The 19,366-nt window shown below is 72.9% G+C and carries 17 protein-coding genes; 8 read left to right on the top strand and 9 right to left on the bottom strand.

Going from position 1 to position 19,366, the window contains the following annotated elements; all coding sequences use genetic code 11:
• Positions 1-35 precede the first annotated feature (35 nt).
• Entirely contained in the window at positions 36-818 is a 783-nt protein-coding gene (locus tag V6U81_RS06375) for a pyrimidine reductase family protein (RefSeq protein WP_334485405.1), read from the bottom strand.
• A 423-nt stretch (positions 819-1,241) separates the two neighbouring features.
• Between V6U81_RS06375 and V6U81_RS06370 the strand changes: the two genes are divergently transcribed.
• The 5 genes from V6U81_RS06370 to V6U81_RS06350 all read left to right on the top strand — a co-directional run bounded on the left by V6U81_RS06370 (position 1,242) and on the right by V6U81_RS06350 (position 7,131).
• Entirely contained in the window at positions 1,242-2,549 is a 1,308-nt protein-coding gene (locus V6U81_RS06370) for an ABC transporter substrate-binding protein (protein WP_334485403.1), read from the top strand.
• Between the two features lie 114 nt (positions 2,550-2,663).
• Complete coding sequence (locus tag V6U81_RS06365) at positions 2,664-3,650, top strand: carbohydrate ABC transporter permease (RefSeq protein WP_334485401.1); 987 nt, start codon at positions 2,664-2,666, stop codon at positions 3,648-3,650.
• Between the two features lie 13 nt (positions 3,651-3,663).
• A complete protein-coding gene (locus tag V6U81_RS06360) occupies positions 3,664-4,566 on the top strand; it encodes a carbohydrate ABC transporter permease (RefSeq protein ID WP_334485399.1) in 903 nt (300 codons plus the stop codon).
• On the top strand, positions 4,563-5,996 hold the full coding sequence (locus V6U81_RS06355; RefSeq protein WP_334485398.1) for a GH1 family beta-glucosidase: 1,434 nt from the start codon (positions 4,563-4,565) through the stop codon (positions 5,994-5,996). The genes V6U81_RS06360 and V6U81_RS06355 overlap by 4 nt, the downstream gene beginning before the upstream one ends.
• An 88-nt stretch (positions 5,997-6,084) precedes the next feature.
• Complete coding sequence (locus V6U81_RS06350) at positions 6,085-7,131, top strand: LacI family DNA-binding transcriptional regulator (RefSeq protein WP_334485397.1); 1,047 nt, start codon at positions 6,085-6,087, stop codon at positions 7,129-7,131.
• 94 nt (positions 7,132-7,225) lie between these two features.
• Here the strand turns inward: V6U81_RS06350 and V6U81_RS06345 are convergent, their stop codons facing one another.
• On the bottom strand, positions 7,226-8,323 hold the full coding sequence (locus tag V6U81_RS06345) for a phosphotransferase family protein (RefSeq protein WP_334485395.1): 1,098 nt from the start codon (positions 8,321-8,323) through the stop codon (positions 7,226-7,228).
• 148 nt (positions 8,324-8,471) lie between these two features.
• On the opposite strand from V6U81_RS06345, the gene V6U81_RS06340 reads away from it, so the two are divergent.
• Complete coding sequence (locus tag V6U81_RS06340; protein WP_334485393.1) at positions 8,472-9,173, top strand: ACT domain-containing protein; 702 nt, start codon at positions 8,472-8,474, stop codon at positions 9,171-9,173.
• 89 nt (positions 9,174-9,262) lie between these two features.
• A complete protein-coding gene (locus V6U81_RS06335; RefSeq protein ID WP_334485391.1) occupies positions 9,263-10,366 on the top strand; it encodes a GNAT family N-acetyltransferase in 1,104 nt (367 codons plus the stop codon).
• 168 nt (positions 10,367-10,534) lie between these two features.
• On the opposite strand, the gene V6U81_RS06330 is transcribed toward V6U81_RS06335, so the two are convergent.
• The 7 genes from V6U81_RS06330 to ccsA all read right to left on the bottom strand — a co-directional run bounded on the left by V6U81_RS06330 (position 10,535) and on the right by ccsA (position 18,202).
• Entirely contained in the window at positions 10,535-12,100 is a 1,566-nt protein-coding gene (locus V6U81_RS06330; RefSeq protein WP_334485389.1) for an aldehyde dehydrogenase family protein, read from the bottom strand.
• A gap of 386 nt (positions 12,101-12,486) precedes the next feature.
• A complete protein-coding gene (locus V6U81_RS06325) occupies positions 12,487-13,263 on the bottom strand; it encodes an LPXTG cell wall anchor domain-containing protein (RefSeq protein WP_334485387.1) in 777 nt (258 codons plus the stop codon).
• A gap of 336 nt (positions 13,264-13,599) precedes the next feature.
• Positions 13,600-14,553, bottom strand: coding sequence for a cytochrome c-type biogenesis protein CcmH (locus V6U81_RS06320; RefSeq protein WP_334485385.1), 954 nt, complete (start codon positions 14,551-14,553; stop codon positions 13,600-13,602).
• Positions 14,550-15,113: a TlpA family protein disulfide reductase gene (locus tag V6U81_RS06315; protein WP_334485383.1), complete on the bottom strand. Its 564-nt coding sequence runs from the start codon at positions 15,111-15,113 to the stop codon at positions 14,550-14,552. Before V6U81_RS06315 ends, V6U81_RS06320 begins: the two co-directional genes overlap by 4 nt.
• Entirely contained in the window at positions 15,110-17,029 is a 1,920-nt protein-coding gene (locus V6U81_RS06310) for a heme lyase CcmF/NrfE family subunit (protein WP_334485382.1), read from the bottom strand. Before V6U81_RS06310 ends, V6U81_RS06315 begins: the two co-directional genes overlap by 4 nt.
• Before the next feature lie 10 nt (positions 17,030-17,039).
• Positions 17,040-17,447, bottom strand: a complete 408-nt coding sequence (locus tag V6U81_RS06305) for a cytochrome c maturation protein CcmE (protein WP_334485380.1) — start codon at positions 17,445-17,447, stop codon at positions 17,040-17,042.
• On the bottom strand, positions 17,444-18,202 hold the full coding sequence (gene ccsA, locus V6U81_RS06300; RefSeq protein ID WP_334485378.1) for a cytochrome c biogenesis protein CcsA: 759 nt from the start codon (positions 18,200-18,202) through the stop codon (positions 17,444-17,446). Before ccsA ends, V6U81_RS06305 begins: the two co-directional genes overlap by 4 nt.
• A gap of 132 nt (positions 18,203-18,334) precedes the next feature.
• Between ccsA and V6U81_RS06295 the strand changes: the two genes are divergently transcribed.
• Complete coding sequence (locus V6U81_RS06295) at positions 18,335-19,366, top strand: cytochrome c oxidase subunit II (RefSeq protein ID WP_334485376.1); 1,032 nt, start codon at positions 18,335-18,337, stop codon at positions 19,364-19,366.

The following is a 19,366-nucleotide window of genomic DNA, read 5'->3' as shown; positions in this document are numbered from 1 at the left end:
CGGGGTGGACGGTCCGCGTACCCGAGGCCGGCCGGTCAGCCGGCGGGCGCGGCCCCCGCGGAGGCCGCCGCGTCGTGCCGGGCGTACCGCAGCATCAGCACCCCGTCGTCGGCGGCGAGCACGTGCCGCAGTGGCAGCTCCCGCGGGGCGCTCGGGTCACCCGCGGTGATCCGGCCCGGGCCGGCGCCGGCGAGCAGCGGGGCGACGGTCAGGCAGAGCTCGTCGACCAGGTCGGCCGCGGTGAGCGCGCCGAAGAGGTGCGGGCCCCCCTCGCAGAGCACCTGGTCCAGTCCGCGCCGGCGCAGCTCGGCCAGGCCCTCGGCGAGGTCGACGGTCTCCGGACCGCAGCGGACCAGGTCGGCCACGTCGGTCAGCCCCGGTGGCGGGGTGGCGGCGTCGGTGGTGAGTACGATCGGCCGCACCGGCGCGTCGGCGAAGGCCCCCTGGGCCGGGTCCAGGTCCAGTGAGCCGGAGACCACCGCCAGGGTCGGGTACTCGGCCAGCCCCCGCTCGCGTCGCCAGGCCCGGCGCGGCTCGCTGAGCCGGACCGCGCGGTAGCCCTCGTGTCGCAGCGTGCCGGCGGCCACCAGCAGCCCGTCGCAGAGCATCCGGAGCAGCCCGAAGATCCGCTTGTCGGGCTCGCCGGAGAGCCCGGCGGAGTAGCCGTCCAGGGTCACCGCCCCGTCCACGCTGGAGACGAAGTTGACCCGCAGGTGCGGGCGGTCGGCCCGCGCGTAGAGGGCGGTCAGCTCCGCATCGTCGAGCGGCCCGGCGGCTGGCGTCGGCCAGACCCGGGAGATCGGCGTCGGGGCGTTCATTCGCCGGCCGGGCCGGTGACCGGAGGGGTGGGCTCGGGGGCACGGTGCTGGCAGTCGCACCACTTCCGGCCGGGGCAGTCGGCGTGCCGTCGTTCCCGGCAGGCTCGGCAGATCATGTCGGCAGCCTATGCGTTGGGGGTGCGGGGGTGGCGTGGCGCGGCGGATCCGCCCGCCGCGCCGGTGCTGCGGCATCCCGACCGGGCGTCCGGCAAACGCGTCGGCGGTAACGATCTGGGATCGCTCCCATAGGTCTATTGACACCTCTGATACCTCGCGGCAATCTCATGGGAGCGTTCCCAAGGACGTGGCGTGGATCACCCGCGTCGCCTCCGGCCGACCGGCAGCCGACGCCGATCCGGCCCGGGAACGTGACAGCACCCCCCACCACACCCACCCAGCCTCACCATCGAAAGAGGGGTCAGGATGAGCGTCACCTCACGTCGCCGCTTCGCGGCGATCGCGCTCGCATCCGTCGCCGTGCTCGCCACGGCGACCGCCTGCGGCGACGACTCGTCGTCGGAAGCGGGCGACGGCAACGTCACCCTGGTCGTCGACGTCTTCGGCGACCAGGGCTTCGGGTACGAGGAGCTCTACAACCAGTACGAGCAGGAGCACCCGAACGTCAAGATCCAGGAGCGCGGCAAGGGCCTGGGTCTGGGCGACTACAACACCCGGTTGACCCAGCAGATCACCGCCGGCGCGGGCGCCGGTGACGTCGTCGCTCTCGAAGAGGGCACGATCGTGCAGTTCTACGCGCAGGCCGACAAGTTCGTGAACCTCGCCGACCACGGTGCGAACGACCTCAAGGGCAACTTCCTGCCCTGGAAGTGGGAGCAGGGGATCACGCCGGACGGCAAGGTCCTCGGCCTCGGCACCGACATCGGGTCGATGGCCGTCTGCTACCGCACCGACCTGTTCAAGGCCGCCGGCCTGCCGACCGACCGGGAGCAGGTCGGCGCGCTCTGGCCGACCTGGAACGACTTCATCGCCCAGGGGCAGAAGTTCGCCGCCGCCGACAAGAAGCACAAGTTCGTCGACTCGGCCACCAACTTCTACAACGTGGTGCTGATGCAGACGGCCGGCGCCGGCAGCGGTTACACCTACTTCGACAAGAGCAACCAGCTGGTCATCGACAAGAACCCGGACGTGAAGGCCGCGTTCGACCTGACCACCAAGATGGTCAGCGGGGGTCTGTCGAACAACCTCAAGAGCTTCTCCAACGAGTGGAACGCCGGTTTCAAGAACGGCACCTTCGCCACCATCGCCTGCCCGGCCTGGATGACCGGCGTGATCAAGGGGCAGGCGGGTGACTCGGCCGCCGGCAAGTGGGACATCGCCAAGGCGCCCGGCGCCGGTGGCAACTGGGGTGGCTCCTTCCTGGCGGTGCCGAAGTCCAGCAAGCACGCCAAGGAGGCCGCCGAGCTGGCCAAGTTCCTGACCACCGCCAAGTCGCAGACCGAGGCGTTCAAGAAGGTCGGCAACCTGCCGTCGTCGCCGCAGGCGCTCAGCGACCCGGCGGTCGCCGAGGCCACCAACGACTACTTCAGCAAGGCGCCGGTCGGCAAGATCTTCGCCGCCGGGGCGAGCGAGCTGAAGCCGGTCTACTTCGGCCCGAAGAACCAGGCGGTCCGGGACGCGGTCGAGAACGCGCTGCGCAGCGTCGAGCAGGGCAAGGCCGCCGACGCCGCCTGGCAGGACGCGGTGAAGAACGGCGAGGCAGCCGGCAAGTAACCGGCGCAGGTCGCGCTCACGGGTGGTGCCGAGGTCCGGCACCACCCGTGAACCCGCGTCGGACCGCCCTGCCGCGGTGCCCATGGCGGCGCCGCCGACTGTGAAGGACCGCTCATGAGCTCTCTGGAAACCACCGTCCCGCCGGGCCCCGAGGTACGCCGGACGCCGCCCGCGCCGCGCCACGTGGCCCCGCGCTCCAGGCTGCTGAACCGGCTGGACCTCCGGCTCACGCCGTACCTGTTCGTCCTGCCGTTCTTCGTGCTCTTCGGAATCTTCGGGGTCTACCCGATCATCTACACGTTCTGGATCGCGATGACCGACCGGTCACCGCTCAACGCCTCGATCAGCTTCGTCGGCCTGGACAACTTCGTCGAACTGCTGACGAACGACCCGCAGTTCTGGAACGCGGTGGTCAACACCCTCGGGATGTTCGTTCTCTCCACCGTGCCGCAGCTGCTGCTCGCCCTGATGCTGGCCAACGCGCTGAACCGGCGCATCCGGGGCCAGATGTTCTTCCGGCTCGCCATCGCGATGCCGATCATCACCTCCACCGCGGTGGTGGCGCTGATCTTCTCGATGATCTACGCCCGGGAGTTCGGCCTGGTGAACTGGCTGCTCGATCTGGTCGGCGTCGACCCGATCGACTGGCGGGCCAACCGCTTCGCGTCCTGGTTCGCCATCTCCACGATGGTCGACTGGCGGTGGGTCGGCTACAACGCCCTGATCTACCTCGCCGCGATGCAGTCGATCAGCAAGGACATGTACGAGGCGGCCTCCCTCGACGGTGCCTCCCGGCGCCGGCAGTTCTGGTCGATCACCATTCCCCAGCTGCGTCCCACCATCATCTTCACGCTCATCATCTCGACCATCGGCGGCCTCCAGCTCTTCACCGAGCCGCTGATGTTCACCAGCGGCGCGGGTGCGCTCTCCGGCGGCACGGAGGGGCAGTTCCAGACCATCACCATGTACCTGCTGGACGTGATGAACCAGCGGTTCCGCTGGGGGTACGCGGGCGCCGTCGCGCTGGTGCTGTTCCTGCTGATCGCGTCCGTCTCGTTCATCAACTACCTGCTGGCCCGCCGAATCAGCTCGGACAAGTGAGGGTGGCGCACCAATGACCAGTACGACTCTGCGACCACCGGCGGTCCGGCCGCCGGCCGGTCGCCCCGGTCTCCGTCACCAGGCGGAGAAGCTCTGGACGGCCAGCCCGCTCACCTGGTTCGGGCTCGTCCTCGGCGTGATCCTCTCGCTCTTCCCCTTCTATTGGATGATCGTCATCGCCTCGCGGACGAGCGACGCGGCGAACTCCTGGCCGCCGCCCTTCCTGCCCGGGGGAAAGCTGGGCGAGAACATCCAGCGGGTCCTCGCCAACGGTGACGCCAACATCGTCAAGGGCCTGTTGAACTCGTTCCTGGTCTCCGGCACGATCACGGTGGCGACGGTCTTCTTCGGCTCACTCGCCGGATTCGCCTTCGCGAAGCTACGCTTCCGCGGCAAGAACGCGCTGCTGCTGATCATCCTCGCCTCGATGATGATTCCCATTCAGCTCGGCGTGCTCCCGCTGTACATCCTCATGGCCAAGCTGGAATGGCTGAACACCATGCCGTCGGTGACCGTGCCGTTCCTCATCGGCGGCTTCGGGATCTTCATGATGCGCCAGTACGCCGAGCAGGCGGTGCCGAACGAGCTGATCGAGGCGGCCCGGGTCGACGGCTGCTCCACCTGGCGGGTCTACTGGCACGTGGTGGTGCCGGCGCTGCGGCCCGCCGCGGCGGTGCTCGGCCTGCTCACGTTCATGGAGCAGTGGAACCAGTTCTTCTGGCCCTTCGTGGTGCTGGCGGATCCGGCCAATCCGACCGTGCAGATCTCTTTGCGCAGCCTCAACACCGCATACTTCGCGGACAATTCTCAGATCTTCGCGGGTACGCTGATCGCGACCCTTCCGTTGTTCGTCGTGTTCGTCCTGTTCGGCCGCCAGATCATTGGCGGGATCATGGAAGGTGCCGTCAAGTCGTGAGCAACCCAGCACACCGGCCCGCGGTCGGCGTACTCGACCAGGGGCCGGAACTTGTCTTCCCGCCCGGCTTCCTGTGGGGCGCGGCGACCGCCGCGTACCAGATCGAGGGGGCGGCCACCGAGGGCGGCCGTACCCCGTCGATCTGGGACACGTTCAGTCACACCGAGGGGCGGGTGGTCGCCGGGCACACCGGCGACGTGGCCTGCGACCACTACCACCGGATGCCAGACGACGTCCGGCTGATGGCCGAGCTGGGCCTGAAGTCGTACCGGTTCTCGGTCTCCTGGCCCCGGGTGCAGCCCGGCGGCTCCGGCGCCGCGAACCAGCAGGGCCTGGACTTCTACCGGCGGCTCGTCGACGAGCTGCTCGGGCACGGGATCGAGCCGTGGCTGACGCTCTACCACTGGGACCTGCCCCAGCCGCTGGAGGACGCCGGCGGCTGGCCGGCCCGGGACACCGCCGCCCGGTTCGCCGACTACGCCCAGCTCGTCGGGGACGCCCTCGGCGACCGGGTGCGGTACTGGACGACACTGAACGAGCCCTGGTGCTCGGCCTTCCTCGGCTACGGCTCCGGCGTGCACGCCCCCGGCCGCTCCGACGGGGCCGACGCCGTCCGGGCGGGGCACCACCTGATGCTCGGGCACGGGCTTGCCGTGCAGGCGCTCCGGGCGTCCCGGCCGCAGGCGCAGCTCGGCATCACCGTCAACCTCTACCCGGTCACCCCGGCCACCGACGCGCCGGCCGACGTCGACGCCGCCCGGCGGATCGACGGGCTGGCCAACCGGTTCTTCCTCGACCCGGTGCTGCGCGGGTCGTACCCGGCCGACCTCGTCGCCGACCTGCGCGAGGTGACCGACTTCGGGCACGTCCACGACGGTGACCTGGCCACCATCTCCAACCCGCTGGACGTGGTGGGGGTGAACTACTACAGCCGGCACGTGGTCGCCGCGCCCGTCGAGGGGGCCGAGCCGGAGAAGTACTGGCGGGCACCGTCGTGCTGGCCGGGCAGCGAGGACGTCCGGTTCGTCACCCGGGGCGTGCCGGTCACCGACATGGACTGGGAGATCGACGCCCCCGGCCTGGTGGAGACGCTGCGCCGGGTGCACGAGGAGTACACCGACCTGCCGTTGTACGTCACCGAGAACGGTTCGGCGTTCGTCGACACGGTGGTGGACGGGCAGGTCGACGACGTCGATCGGCTCGGCTACTTCGACGCCCACCTGCGTGCCGCGCACGAGGCGATCACCGCCGGGGTGCCCCTGCGGGGCTACTTCGCCTGGTCGCTGATGGATAATTTCGAATGGGCCTGGGGTTACACCAAGCGTTTCGGGATGGTCCGGGTCGACTACGACACCCAGGCCCGTATCCCCAAGTCCAGTGCCAGGTGGTACGCCGAGGTGATCCGACGCAACGGTCTGGCCGCACAATAGGCGAAGGCCAGCCATCTTCCGGGCGGCCCCGGCCGCCACCCCGTCCCCGGGGTAGCGGCGGGTCCGCCCGATGTCGGAGGAGCAGACGATGACAACGCAGCGCACCCGGTCGCTCGGGCGCCCGACCCTCGACGCGGTCGCCGCCCGGGCGGGCGTCGGGCGCGGCACGGTGTCCCGGGTGGTGAACGGGTCGCCCCAGGTCAGTCCGGAGGCCCGGGCCGCGGTCCAGCAGGCCATCGCCGAGCTGGGGTACGTCCCGAACCGGGCGGCCCGGGCGCTGGTCACCCAGCGGACCGACTCGGTCGCCCTGGTGGTCTCCGAGTCCGGGGAGCGGGTCTTCACCGAGCCGTTCTTCGCCGGCATCGTCCGCGGCGTCTCCTCCGGCCTGCTGGAGACGCCGTTGCAGCTCTGGCTCGCCATGGTGCAGTCGCCGATCGAGCGGGAACGGGTCGAGCACCACCTGACCAACCAGCACGTCGACGGGGTGCTGCTGCTGTCGCTGCACGACTCCGACCCGCTGCCCACCCTGCTGGAGGAGCGCGACCTGCCGACGGTGCTCGGTGGCCGGCCGGCCCGGATGCTGCAACCCGGCGCCCAGCCGTCCTGGTTCGTCGACGTGGACAACATCGGCGGGGCCCGGCAGGCCGTGGAGTACCTGGCCGGCAAGGGGAGGCGGCGGATCGCGCACATCGCCGGCCCGCAGGACATGGGCGCCGGGGTGGACCGGCTCACCGGCTACCGGCAGGCCGTCCAGGCCAATGGCGCGGGCGCCGACCCGCGGATGATCGCGTACGGCGACTTCAGTGAGGGCAGCGGCGCCGCCGGGATGCGCCAGCTGCTGGAGGCCTGCCCCGACCTGGACGCCGTCTTCGTCGCCTCGGACCTGATGGCCTTCGGCGCGCTGCGGACGCTGCGCGAGGCGGGCCGTCGGGTCCCCGAGGACGTCGCGGTGATCGGCTTCGACGACGCGCCGATCGCCCAGCAGTCCGACCCGCCGCTCACCACGGTCTTCCAGCCGGTGGAGGAGATGGGCCGGCAGATGGCCCGGCTGCTGGTGGCCCGGATCCGCGGCGACGAGATCCCCACCCCCCACATCCTCCTGGACACCAAACTGATCCACCGCACCTCCGCCTGACCCCCCAAGATCCACGCACCCTCACGGAAAGAGTGGCCATTCACGCGAATGGCCACTCTTTCCCGTGCAAGAGCGCTCACGGGGGTGGGGGGTGTCAGGGGTTGCGGAGGGTGTGGAGGCCCTGGTGGGTCAGCGGCGCCACCATGTCGCCGATTCGGTCGAAGCCGGCGCCGAGGGTCTGGCCGAGGGTGTGCCGGTAGTGGATGCCCTCGCAGATCACCGCGAGCTTGAAACAGCCGAGCGCGATGTGCCAGTGCAGCGGCCCGACGTCGACGTCGCTGCGGCCGGTGTACCGGTCGATCAGCTCGGCGCCGGTGGGGAACCCGGCGCGCGGGCCGATCCCGTCGGCCACCGGGTTGCCCTCGGCCAGCTCGCTGTCGCCGAGCACGTCCCAGTACGTCAGCAGCAGGCCAAGGTCGGCCAGCGGGTCGCCGAGGGTGGCCATCTCCCAGTCGAGCACCGCCCGCACCGAGACCGGGTCGACGGTGGTGAGGAGGTTGTCCAGCCGGTAGTCCCCGTGCACGATCCGCCCGGCGTTGGTGCCCTCGGGTACCGAGGCGGCGAGCAGGTCGCGCAGCTCGTCGATGTCGGGCAGGTCACGGCTGCGGGACCGGTCGAGCTGACCGGCCCAGCGGCGCACCTGGCGGCCGAGGTAGCCCTCGGGGCGGCCGAAGTCGGCCAGCCCCACTTCGGCGGGCTCGACGGCGTGCAGCGCGGCGAGGGTGTCCATCATCGCGTACGCCAGCTCCCGCCGCCGGTCGGCGCCGAGCGGGTCGGTCTGCGCGCGGCTGCGGAACACCTCGCCGCGGACCCGCTCCATCAGGTAGAACGGCGCCCCGATCACCTCGGGGTCGTCGCACAGCAGCAGCGCCGCCGGGACCGGCACCGCGGTGGGGGCGAGCGCGGAGATCACCCGGAACTCGCGGGCCATGTCGTGCGCGGTGGCCAGCACGTGCCCCAGCGGCGGCCGGCGCAGCACCAGCTCCTGCTCGCCCGCCCGCACCAGGTAGGTCAGGTTCGACTTGCCGCCGGCGATCAGCGTGGCCGTCAGCGGGGCGCCGGCCAGCTCCGGCCGGTGCACGGCCAGGTGGGCGGCGAGCCGGTCGAGGTCGAGGCCCTTCGGCGACCGGGTGGTGGCCGGGCCGGTCGGGGCCGCGGCGGCCTGGGACGCGTCGACGGCCGGTTCGGTCATCCGAATAGTTGATGGCAGCTCAGCTTTCTTGTCAAGGTCGGATTTTCCGGGCGGGACATGCCGCTGCAACAGGGGCGAAATGGTCAACCGGCAGGCTGGTGCCCAGCCTGCCGGCCGCGACGGCCGGCCCGCCGAGCGGAGGACAGACATGTTGCTGAGAGTTCGGGTGACCCTGCCGGACCGACCCGGGACGCTCGGCCAGGTGGCCCGGACACTCGGCGTCTCCGGTGCCGACATCGTGCAGGTGGTGGTCCTGGAACGGCTCGGCGGGCGGGCCGTGGACGACTTCACGGTGGTCTGGCCGGGCGCCGCCCGGGTGGAGCGGCTGATGGCTGGCCTCGCCGCCATCCCCGGCGTACGCGTCGACGGCGTGTGGCGGGCGATCGGCGCCCCGACCACCACCGGCCAGGACGCCGAGCTGCTGGCCCAGATCGCGGCGAACCCGACCGACGGGGTGGCCACCCTGGTCGACGCCGTACCGGGGCTGGTCGCCGCCGACTGGGCGGTCGCCGCGGTGGTCCCGCTGGACTGGGCCTCCCGCAGCGGTGGCGGGACGCCGGTGATCGGCCACGCCAGCTGGCGGGTGCCCGAGCCGCCCCTGCTGCCCGAGGTGACCCCACTGCGGGCCCGGGCGCTGACCGGCGCGGACGGCTCGCACTACGCCGTCGCCCCGTTCGGCCGGGCCGGGCTGGTGCTGGTGGTGGCCCGGGAGCACACCGAGCCGCTCACCGCCGCCGCCTTCCACTCCACCGAGGTGGACCGGCTGGCTCAGCTCGTCCGGGCCAGCGCGGTGATCCTCGGCGACCGGCTGGACCTGGTCGGCGCCCCGCCGGTGACCAACGTCACCTGAGCCGGAGCTGCGGTTCCGGCGCTGTCACGGCCGGGCAACGGCACGGCAACAGCGGCCGGGCAGGGTCGTAGCGGGGGAAGGGAGCGAACATGACGCTGTGGCGGATCCGAGCCACCGTGGACGACCGGCCGGGCTACCTGTCGGTGCTCACGGCGAGTCTCGCCTTGCGGGGGGTCAACATCCTCACCGTGCAGGTGCACACCACCGAGGCCGGCGCGGTCGACGACTTCCTCGTCGACGCGCCGGACGGACTCAAGGAGGCGGACCTGGTCGCCGCGGTCGAGCGCGGCCGGGGCCGGGACTGCTGGGTGGCGCGCAGCGAGGCGCGCGGCCTGGCCGACCAGCCGACCCGGGTGCTGGCGCTGGCCGCCAGGCTGGTCCGGGACCCGGACGCGACCGGGGAGGTGCTCCGCGCCCTGCTCGGCGCGGACGAGGTGACCTGGCGGCCGTCGCCGGCCGGCCCGCACGGCGGGGTCGGCCCGTCGACGATGCTGCTGGCCGACCCGACCGGGGGCTCGTTCGCGCTGCACCGGCGGGCGCCCAGCTTCACCCCGGCCGAGTACGCCCGGGCGCAGGCGCTGGCCGAGCTGGCTGCGGCCGTCGCCCGCCGGGACGCCGACCGGGTCACCCTGGTCCTGCCCGACGGGGCGGAGCTGACCGTACGCCCGGCCACGGCCGACGACCTGCCGGCCGTGGTCGCGCTGCACGATGCCTGCTCGGCGCGGAGCCGGCAGCGGCGCTACCTGGGCGGGGCGGTCTCGCCGGCACCGAGCCGGCTGCGCCGGTTGCTGGCGCCGGCCCACGGGCTGACCCTGCTGGCCACCACGCCCGGTTCGGGCGGGGCGGCGGAATCGGTGGTGGCGATGGCGAACCTGATCGCCGAGGGGGACGAGGCCGAGGCGGCGTTGCTGGTCCGGGACGACTGGCAGCGCCGCGGGCTGGGCAGCGCGCTGCTGCGCCGGCTGCTCGGGCACGCCGACCGGGCCGGCTGCGCGGCGGTGGTGCTGCACACCCAGGCGGACAACACGGCGATGCTGCGCACGATGGCCCGGCTGGGTCGGCCGACGCAGGTGGAGCGGGACGGCTCGGTGCTCACCGTCACGGTGCCGCTGGTCGCCCCGACCGCCGGGGGCGCGGCCGGCGCCCGGCCCGGGATACCGGGGCAGGTCAGCCGCACCGGGCCGGCGCGCTGACCGTGATTCGAGACGACCGCCCGGCTCCGGGTGGGGGTGCCCCGCCCGGAGCGCAGGCCGACCTCCGGTGCGGGGGACGGTGAAACGGCAGGGCCCCCGATGCGGGGGCCCTGCCCAGGTCCGGGACCGGCCGACGGCGGACCACCCGCTCCGGACCGGCCGCCGCGATCAGGTGGCCGGGTAGCTGCTGTAGTCCGGGAAGTTGCCGTAGAGCCGGTCGTCGCCGCCCTGGGTGACCGCCTGCACCAGCAGGTCGCCGCCGACGAACGCGCCCTTCCAGGAGGCACCCCGGCCGCCGAACGGCTCGTCCCGGTCACCCCGCGAGCGGGGCTTGTTGATGCCCACCTTGAACGCCTGGAGGTCGACCGCGAGCTTGGCCGCCTCGTCGGTGTCGTCGCAGGCCAGCGAGGCGACCAGCGCCCCGTTGGAGGCGTTCATCGCGGCGAGCAGCTCGTCGGTGGTGTCCACCACGACGATGGTGTCCACCGGGCCGAACGGCTCGGCGTGCATCAGCCGGGACCGGCCGGGCGGGGCGAGCAGCACCGCCGGCGCCACGTACGCGGAGGTGTCCTGCCCGTCGAGGAAGGGCGCACCGTCGAGCTTGCCGCGGTGCAGCGGCACCGCGCCGCCGCGTACCGCCTCGTCGACCTTGCGGCGCAGCTCGTCGGCCTTGGCGGCGCTGATCAGCGGGCCGAAGTCCAGCTCGGGCAGCGGGTCGCCGGCCCGCCAGGTCTCGTCGACCGCGAGTGGATGCCCGAATCGGATCGAGGAAACCACGGGCAGGTACATGTCGAGGAACTCGTCGACCAGGTCACGCTGGACCACGAACCGGGGGTACGCGGTGCAGCGCTGCTTGCCGTACTCGAAGCCCTTCTTGAGGTGCGCGGCGAGCAGGTCCCACTGGGAGAAGTTCCAGACGCCCCAGGCGTTGAGCCCCTCCTGCTCGATGAAGTGCCGCTTGTCGGTGTCGAGCAGGGCGGCGGCCACCTTGCCGCCGTTGGAGCGTCCACCGACGAAGGCGACGGCTCCGATCTCGGGCGCCCGGACCAGCACCTCGGAGAGCTCCTCGCCGCTGCCGGAGAGCAGCGTGGCGGGCAGCCCGGCCCGGCGCATCAACGCGTGCGCCACGGTCAGGCAGACCGCCCCGCCCTGGGACGGGGTCTTGGCGATGACCGCGTTGCCGGCGAGGAGCTGGACCAGTTCGGCGTGGACCAGCACGCTCATCGGGTAGTTCCACGACGCGATGTTGCTCACCGGGCCGGGCAGCGGCTCGCGGCCGTCGGCCAGCATCCGGTCGATCTCGCCGACGTACCACCGGACGCCGTCCAGGGCGCGGTCGACGTCGGCGCAGGCGAGCCGCCAGGGCTTGCCGATCTCCCAGACCAGCAGCATGGCGAGCAGGTCGCGGTGGGCGGTGAGGGCGTCCAGCGCGTCGTCGACCCGGGCCTTGCGCTCGGCGAGCGGGGTCGCCGCCCAGTCGCGGTGCGCGGTGGCCGCGTGGGCGACCGCGGCGCGTGCGGTCTGGGCGTCCAGCCGGGGCAGGTTGACCAGCAGGGTGTTGTCGATCGGGGTGCGCACCGGACCGGGCGTACCGACCGCCCGCCACTCGCCGGAGACCAGGTTGTGCAGCGTGGTGACGCCGTCGGTTTCGGGCCCGAAGGCCTCCGGGGCGGCGGCCACCGCGCGGGCGAGAGTGTCGGACCAGGCGGTCCCGTCGGCGAGTCGTAGAGCCATCGCAATCTCCTCAGGGTCGACCGGGGGAGCGGCGGCGTCGATGGCACCGCTGGTGTGGCGTACTGTCCCGCGCCGGTCAGCGCGCGGGCAACCGTACGTTCGTATGCCAGGACGCGCGTCCGTCGCCGCAGGCCCGGTCGGGCGGTTCACCGCCCGACCCGCCCGCTCATGAGCTGGGAGTACGCGACTATAGCATCGACGCGTACCGATGATGTGACGAATCCCCGGGCTACGTCGACCGGGTTACCCGTCAGTACGGATCACGCGCCCGGACAGATCAATCCCGGCCTCGTTCCACTCGACGGCGGGGCACCCGCGGGCCCCGGGAGGACGAAACCGGCCGCCGGGCAGATGCCCGACGGCCGGTTCGGTCCGCTGTGGAGCGGTCAGCTGGTGAAGGTGATCTTGTCGCGACGACGACGCAGCACGGTCAGGGCGACGCCCCCACCGATCAGCACGAGGCCGGTCAGCGCGGTGCTGGTGGCCGCCACGCCGGTCAGCGGCAGCGAGCCGCTGCCCTCACCGCCGCCGGCACCGCCGGGCGCGCCGGGGCTGGTCGACCCACCGGGGCTGGTCGACTCGCCCGGGCTGGTCGGCGTGTCGGGGCTGGTCGGCGTCGACGGGCTCTGCGACGGCGACTCGGTGGAGCTGGCGCACGGCTGGAGCCAGAACACCTTGTGCTTTTCGTCGGACGACTGGCCGTCGGTGAGGTCCACGTCGAGCTTGATGTGGTAGCCCTGCTGCGCGTTGACCTTGAGGCCCTTGAGGTCGAGATCGTCGGCCGAGAGCCGGATGACCTCGTCGTGGTCGTTCTCCGCGCCCGACGCCGCGTCCTTGCTGATCACGTAGTTCTTGACGGACCAGACGATCTTGTCCTTCGGCGCGCTCGACGGCGGCTGCGACCAGAGCGTGATGTCCGCCGCCTGGTTGGTGTCGAAGTTGAAGAACTCAAGCTCGAAGTCGCAGGTGACGTGCGGCTGGTTGTCGACCTCGTCCTCGAACTCCTTGCCGTCGATCTTGACCGTGCCGTTGTCGCCGTTCGGGTTGTGCGGTGCCCCCTGGGAGAGGGCGGCGCCCGCCCACGCCGGGCTGGCGAAGGCGAGGCAGGCCGTGGCGGCGGTCGCGGCAAGAGCCGCGCGCGCCACGTACCGACGCTGTGGCATGGGGAATCCTCCGGAGTGGGTATAGGAGACGGCACATGATCCCATGGACGGCATCCGAGCGCGACATCGGACGATCGGCCTGAGCTGGGACGGCGTGTCGGTGGAAGCCGCAAATCGACGAATCGGCAACGGATTCGCGGCGTGTCGCTGTAACGCGATCGGAACGCCCGGCGCTGTACCCCGGTTTTCGCGGCGCCGGTGGCGGCCTTCACAAAAGGACGACACCCGGATTACATTGTCGTTCATCCATGGGAGCGCTCCCGCGACTCCCGCGGCCATCCCACCACCCGCCGCCGGCGAGCTGCCGTGGCATGCGCGTCACCACGCGCACCCTGGTCACCGTGACCGCTGGGCTGGTGAACGGGTATCTGGGGGCGCGGTCGCGTCGACTCGGTTGACGCCGCCGACCAGCCGGCTGATCTCCGCAGCGGCCTGGTGTTCCGGCGCGACGGTCAGAAAGCGTCGCAGGACGCGTTCGGCCTCGGCGGGGCGGCTGGTGCGCTCGGCCAGTCCCAGCACGAGAAGTCCGTCGGGCGAGTCCGGGGCGTGGGCTAGCACCTGTCGTGCCGCCCCCGTCGCCCCGGCCGTGTCTCCCGCTTGCAGGAGCACGAAGGCGAGCCGGAGCTGGACGGCGTCATCGGGCCGCTCCCGCAGTGCTTCCCGGTACATCCGCGCAGCGGCGTCGTACCGGTGTTGCGCCTCCAGGTCACGGGCCAGTTGCACGGCGACGGCGATGGGGTCGGCCGGTGCCGCCGCCTGTCGGGCCGGCCGGTCGAGGTGGTAGGTGGCGACCGCCACCGACGCCACGAGAGCGAACAATCCGACGGACATCGCCCGCCAGGCCCGGCCGGCCGTCCGGGCGTTCGGGGCCGCGGCCGCAGTCACCACGGGTGCGACCCGGGGCGCGCGGGGACGCAGCGTCCGCAGGGCCGCGTACCCGCCGCCCAGTAGGGCCGCCAGGGGTACGCCCCAGAGCAGCAGTTCCGTTCTGCGAGCCGGCGCATCGGTGAGCACGTCCGCGCCGTAGCGTTGGACGAACCACCGGCGGATCTCGTCGCGGTCCCGCCCCTGGGCGAGCTGATCGGCCACCACCTGCCGCATAGCGGCCGCGATCGGCGAGCGCGAGTCTGCCACGGACTCGCCCTGGCAGGCCGGGCAGCGCAGCCCGGCGGCGACTGCGCGGACCGGGTCCTGCCCGGGGGAGTCGCCGGCGGACCGGGCAAGCCCCGCACCGGCCGCGACGACCAGCGCGGTGAGGGCGAGCGCCGTGAGGGCGCCCCGCCACTTCACCCGGCCAGCAGCGGGGCCACCCGCTGCTCCAGCCACTGCCGCGTGACGACGCCTCGCTGGCGGTCGATGATGCCGCCGTCCCGGTCCACCAGGAAGGTCTCCGGCACGCCGCGGACGCCCCAGCCGATCGCCCGGGTGCCGTCCGGGTCCCGCAGCACGGTCAGCGCGGTCGCGCCGGTCTCGTCGAGTAGAGCCCGTACCGCCTCGGTGCCGTCGCGGATGTTCAGCCCGACCAGCCGGAGTCCCCGGGGTGCCCAGCGCCGTTCGGCGTCGACCAGCAGCGGCAGCTCGTCGCGACAGGGACCGCACCAGGAGGCGAAGACGTTGACCAGCACCACGTGTCCGCGGGCGGCGGCCAGGTCGAAGCGGCCACCGTCCAGGGTGACGCCGGACAGGGCCGGGGCGGGTACCGGGGTCCCGGCGGCGATGTCGCCGGCCGTCGATGTCGCGGGTGGGCGCAGGCCGAGAGCGACCAGCGTGCCGACGGCCACGGTGAGCGCCAGCACCACGGCAGGTCCGGCTCGCAGCCAGTCCGGTCGCCGGAGCGTCCGGCGGGTCATCGGACACCTCCGGATCCGAGGGCGGCGGGCCTGGCCGGGCGGTGCGTCGGCACGGGCGGGCGGTGCCGGCGGCGGGTCGCGCCGAGCGCCGCGAGGAGGCCGCCCAGGGCGGTCAGCCCACCACCGGCCCAGAGCAGCCCGACGAGCGGGTTCACTGCCAGCCGGACTGTCGCGCTGCCGTTGTCCGGAGCGACCGCGATCAGCGTGACGTAGGTGTCGCGCAGCAGGCCGGTGTCGATCGCGGGCAGGGCGACGGCAGTGTCCCGGGCGGGGTGATAGCGCAGGGCCGGCGTGGCGGTCCGCGCCGCACCGTCGGGCGCGGTCAGCCGCAGCCGCGCCCGCACCGACATGCCGTCGTCGCCGCCGCCGCGGTCGACGCCGACCAGGCGTGCCGTCACGTCGGCCACCCGGATCGTCTCCCCGGTGCGGAGGGTCCGCTCGGTATCCCGCCCGTACGCCGCGGACCCGGCGACGCCCACCGCCACCAGGGCGATCCCGGCGTGCGCGACCAGCCCGGCCAGCCGGCTCGGTCGCCGGTGCGGTCCCGGCTGGCGCAGCCGATCGGGCACCTCGCGGGCCAGGCCGACGAGCACGAACGCGGCCGCGCCGAACGCGGTGAGCGCCGGCAGGCCGGGTCGGCTGAGCAGCCCCACCGCCGCCACGGTGGCCAGGGCGACGCCACCGGGCAGCACGAGTCGGCGCGCCGCCGCCGCCCGATCCCGGACCCGCAGCGCTGGGGTCATGCCCATCACCAGCAGCACCACCACCGCCAGCGGCACCGCCGTACGCTGGTAGTAGTCCGGTCCGACCGAGACGCGTGCCGCGCCGAGCGGGCCGGAGAGCAGCGGGAAGATCGTGCCGATCAGCACCGCCGCGGCGATCGTCACCAGGAGCACGCCGTTGATCAGCACCGCCGTTCCCCTGGACAGCACCGGTGGACGGGCGACCGGTCCGGGCGGCCGCCGTCCGGCCAGGACGGTCGCCCCGACGACCGCCAGCAGCACGAAGCCGAGCAGCATCGGGCCCAGCGGTGAGTCGGTGAAGCCGTGCACGCTGGACACCGCGCCGGACCGGGTGAGGAAGGTACCGAGCAGCACCAGCAGGAAGCTCGCGCAGGCCAGCGTGGTGGGCCAGCCGGCCCGTTCGGCGGCGCGTGCCAGGGTGGTGTGCAGGAACGCGGTGGCGGTCAGCCAGGGCAGCAGGGAGGCGTTCTCCACCGGGTCCCACGCCCAGTAGCCGCCCCAGCCCAGCACCGCGTACGACCACCACGCGCCCAGCCCGATGCCGGCGGTCAGCGCGGCCCAGGCCACCAGCGCCCACGGCCGGGCGGCCCGCAGCCAGCCGCGCCCGTCGGGCCCGGCCAGCGGCGCGGCCAGCGCGAAGGCGAACGGCACGACCAGGCCGATGTAGCCGGCGTAGAGCAGCGGCGGGTGCACCCCCATGGCCGGGTGCTGCTGCAGCAACGGGTTGGGCCCCGGGCCGTCGGCAGGTGTTGGGCTCACCACCCGGAACGGGTTCGCGGCGAAGCTGGACAGGGCGAAGAAGAACAACGTGACCACGCTGACGACGACCATCGCGTACCCGTGCAGCCGGGCCGGATACCTGCGCCGGGCCAGCAGCGCCGCGTACCCGGCGAGGACCAGCAGCCAGAGCAGCAGCGACCCGTCCAGCGCGGACCAGAGACTGGTGACCGTGTAGTACAGCGGCACCCGGCGTCCGCCGTTTTCCGCGACGAACCGGACGCTGAAGTCGTGCCGGACCAGGGCCGCCTCCAGTACGCCGCAGGCGAGAGCGGCGGTCGCCAGGGTCACGGCGGTGCCGAGGCGGGCGGGCCGGGCGGGCGCGGCGAACAGAGCCACCCGCAGCCAGAGCAGCGCGGTGAGGGTGGCACCGGCCAACCCGACCGTCAGGCTCACGGTGCCGAGGTCAGCGAGCATCGACCGGGCCCGGGGAGGTGGACGGGCGGTACTCGTTGCCGTGGCGGACCACGACGTGGTCCGAGCGGAACACGCCGTCCGCCGACAGGGTGCCCTCAACGACCGCCCCCTCGCCTTCCCGGAACGTCTCCGGGGGCACGCCGCGCTGCTCGACGGTGATCTCGTGACCGCCCTCGGCGAGGCGGAACATCACCAGTTCGCCGCTGCGGCGAAGCGACCCGGGCACCACGTCGCCGCCGAGGCGTATCCGCTCCCGGGTAGCGGCTGGGTCCGCGAGCACCTCGCCCGGCGTGCGGTAGTAGGTCAGGGTGTCGCGCAGCGCGCTCGTGACCAGCAGCGCGCCCACGGCGAGCAGCACGGCGACGACGGCGGCCCGGCCCGCCAGGCGACGGGTCATCCGATCCGGACCGGGACGCTGTCCGGCGCGGGGCGGGCCTGGGCGGCCAGCCGGCGTTCCAGCCGAACCACCCGGTGCAGCAGGACGCAGAGCGCGGCGAGCGTCGCCGCAGCCACGGCGAGCAGCAGCGCGAGACCCATCCGGGGATCGATCGGTGGGCGTTGCGGGGCAAGCACGGTGGCTTGCTGGTGCAGCGAGCGCCACCAAACCACGGAGAAGTGCACCACGGGAACGAGCAGGAAGCCGCCCGTACCGACGAGCGCCGCCGGTCGCGCCACCCGGTGGTCACCGCCGTTGCGCGCCCCGGCCCGCCCGCCCACCGCCGGCCGCAGGGCCAGGTAGCCGGCGTACGCGAGCAGCAGGAGGGCCGTGCTGACCAGCCGGGGATCCCAGGCCCACCAGGTTCCCCAGACCAGGTGCCCCCAGAGTGAACCCGTCGCGATCGCCACGGCGGTCAGGGCCACCCCGATCTCGGCGCCGGCGCGGGCGAACCGGTCCCAGCGCAGGTCGCCCCCGATGAGGTACGCGCCGCTGGCGGCCAGCACGACGGCGAACGCGGCGTAGGCCACCCAGGCGGCGGGAACGTGCAGGTACATCAGGCGCTGCGCCTGGCCCTGCACCTCGTCCGGGGGTGCCAGCCATCCGCCGGCCACCACCGCCGCTGCGGCGAGGCCGCCGGCGAACCAGGCCATCGTCCGGCGTCCGGCGGCCGCTTCGGCGGTGTCCGCGACGAGGTCCACGCTGGAGGCGCGCATGATCTTCCTGTCCAGGCCTGGGGCGCTTGTGGATGGAGTGGTATGCGCCTTCACCATAGAGACACCTGAAGGGCAGATCCGCATATTCACCAGAAACCGTCTGATAACCCCCAGAGGCCCCTAAGGTCGCTGATGGTGGACAGCACAGCGGAGACGACCTCGAGCGCGGCCGGGCGGCACCGCCGGCCGCGTCCGATGCTCACGGCGCTGTACGGCCTGCTCCTGCTCGCCGGGTGCGCCGGCGACACTCCGTCGGCGCTGAATCCCGCTGGGACCGGGGCGGCCGGGGTCGCGGGCCTCTGGTGGCTCTTGTTCTGGATCTCCACGGGGGTGTTCGTCGAGGTCATGGTGCTGCTGACCTGGGCGCTGGTCTTCCGGCGGGGCAACGCCCGGGTGCGGCACGGGCAACCCGTGCGCTTCGTCACGATCGCCGGTGCCGGGCTGCCTTTCGTCATCCTCGTCGCCGTCTACGCGGTAGGCCTGCGTGACCTCGCGGCGCTCGGTCACGGTCCCGGTCCGAACGCCCCCATCGTGGAGGTGACCGGCCACAAGTGGTGGTGGGAGGTGCGTTACCCGGGGGCGTCCGGCGCCACCGCCAACGAGGTCCACATCCCGGTGGGCGAGCGTGTCAGGGTGCGCCTGCGCACCGACGACGTGCTGCACAGCTTCTGGGTGCCGCAGCTCATGCCGAAAACGGATCTGATCGCCGGTGAGACCCGGGAGACCTGGTTGCAGGCGGAGCGCGCCGGCAGCTACCGGGGCCAGTGTGCCGAGTACTGCGGCACCCAGCACGCCCACATGGCCTTCCTGGTCGTCGCGCAACCCCGCGCCGACTTCGACGCGTGGCTGGCCCGCCTGAACGCCCCGGCGCGCGAGCCCCGGACCGAGGCCGAACGGCGCGGCCAGTTGGCGTTCACGCAGGGCACCTGCGCCGCCTGCCACGCGGTGCGGGGTACCAGCGCGCAGGGGCAGGTGGGGCCGGATCTGTCTAACCTCGGCTCCCGGTGGAGCATCGGCGCCGGGGCGGTGCCCAACACCGCCGGGCACCTCGGCGGCTGGATCGCCAACTCGCAGACCGTCAAGCCCGGCAACGCCATGCCCCCGCAGCCGGTCGACGCCACCCAGATGCCCGACCTCATCACCTATCTGCGATCGCTCGAGTAG

The organism is Micromonospora lacuserhaii (assembly GCF_036902735.1).
In the GTDB taxonomy this organism is placed as follows: Bacteria; Actinomycetota; Actinomycetes; order Mycobacteriales; family Micromonosporaceae; genus Micromonospora.
Note: the sequence above shows the minus strand (reverse complement) of the source record. Positions and strands in the feature narration are given on the sequence as shown.

What these genes read in the sequence shown, in the direction of transcription:
- V6U81_RS06315 (WP_334485383.1), bottom strand. Translation starts at nt 15,113, where the DNA reads ATGACCCGCCGGACGCTCCGGCGACCGGACTGGCTGCGAGCCGGACCT.
- V6U81_RS06345 (WP_334485395.1), bottom strand. Translation starts at nt 8,323, where the DNA reads ATGACCGAACCGGCCGTCGACGCGTCCCAGGCCGCCGCGGCCCCGACC.
- V6U81_RS06340 (WP_334485393.1), top strand. Translation starts at nt 8,472, where the DNA reads ATGTTGCTGAGAGTTCGGGTGACCCTGCCGGACCGACCCGGGACGCTC.
- V6U81_RS06360 (WP_334485399.1), top strand. Translation starts at nt 3,664, where the DNA reads ATGACCAGTACGACTCTGCGACCACCGGCGGTCCGGCCGCCGGCCGGT.
- V6U81_RS06330 (WP_334485389.1), bottom strand. Translation starts at nt 12,100, where the DNA reads ATGGCTCTACGACTCGCCGACGGGACCGCCTGGTCCGACACTCTCGCC.
- V6U81_RS06305 (WP_334485380.1), bottom strand. Translation starts at nt 17,447, where the DNA reads ATGACCCGTCGCCTGGCGGGCCGGGCCGCCGTCGTCGCCGTGCTGCTC.
- V6U81_RS06335 (WP_334485391.1), top strand. Translation starts at nt 9,263, where the DNA reads ATGACGCTGTGGCGGATCCGAGCCACCGTGGACGACCGGCCGGGCTAC.
- V6U81_RS06370 (WP_334485403.1), top strand. Translation starts at nt 1,242, where the DNA reads ATGAGCGTCACCTCACGTCGCCGCTTCGCGGCGATCGCGCTCGCATCC.
- V6U81_RS06295 (WP_334485376.1), top strand. Translation starts at nt 18,335, where the DNA reads ATGGTGGACAGCACAGCGGAGACGACCTCGAGCGCGGCCGGGCGGCAC.
- ccsA (WP_334485378.1), bottom strand. Translation starts at nt 18,202, where the DNA reads ATGCGCGCCTCCAGCGTGGACCTCGTCGCGGACACCGCCGAAGCGGCC.
- V6U81_RS06365 (WP_334485401.1), top strand. Translation starts at nt 2,664, where the DNA reads ATGAGCTCTCTGGAAACCACCGTCCCGCCGGGCCCCGAGGTACGCCGG.
- V6U81_RS06375 (WP_334485405.1), bottom strand. Translation starts at nt 818, where the DNA reads ATGAACGCCCCGACGCCGATCTCCCGGGTCTGGCCGACGCCAGCCGCC.
- V6U81_RS06350 (WP_334485397.1), top strand. Translation starts at nt 6,085, where the DNA reads ATGACAACGCAGCGCACCCGGTCGCTCGGGCGCCCGACCCTCGACGCG.
- V6U81_RS06325 (WP_334485387.1), bottom strand. Translation starts at nt 13,263, where the DNA reads ATGCCACAGCGTCGGTACGTGGCGCGCGCGGCTCTTGCCGCGACCGCC.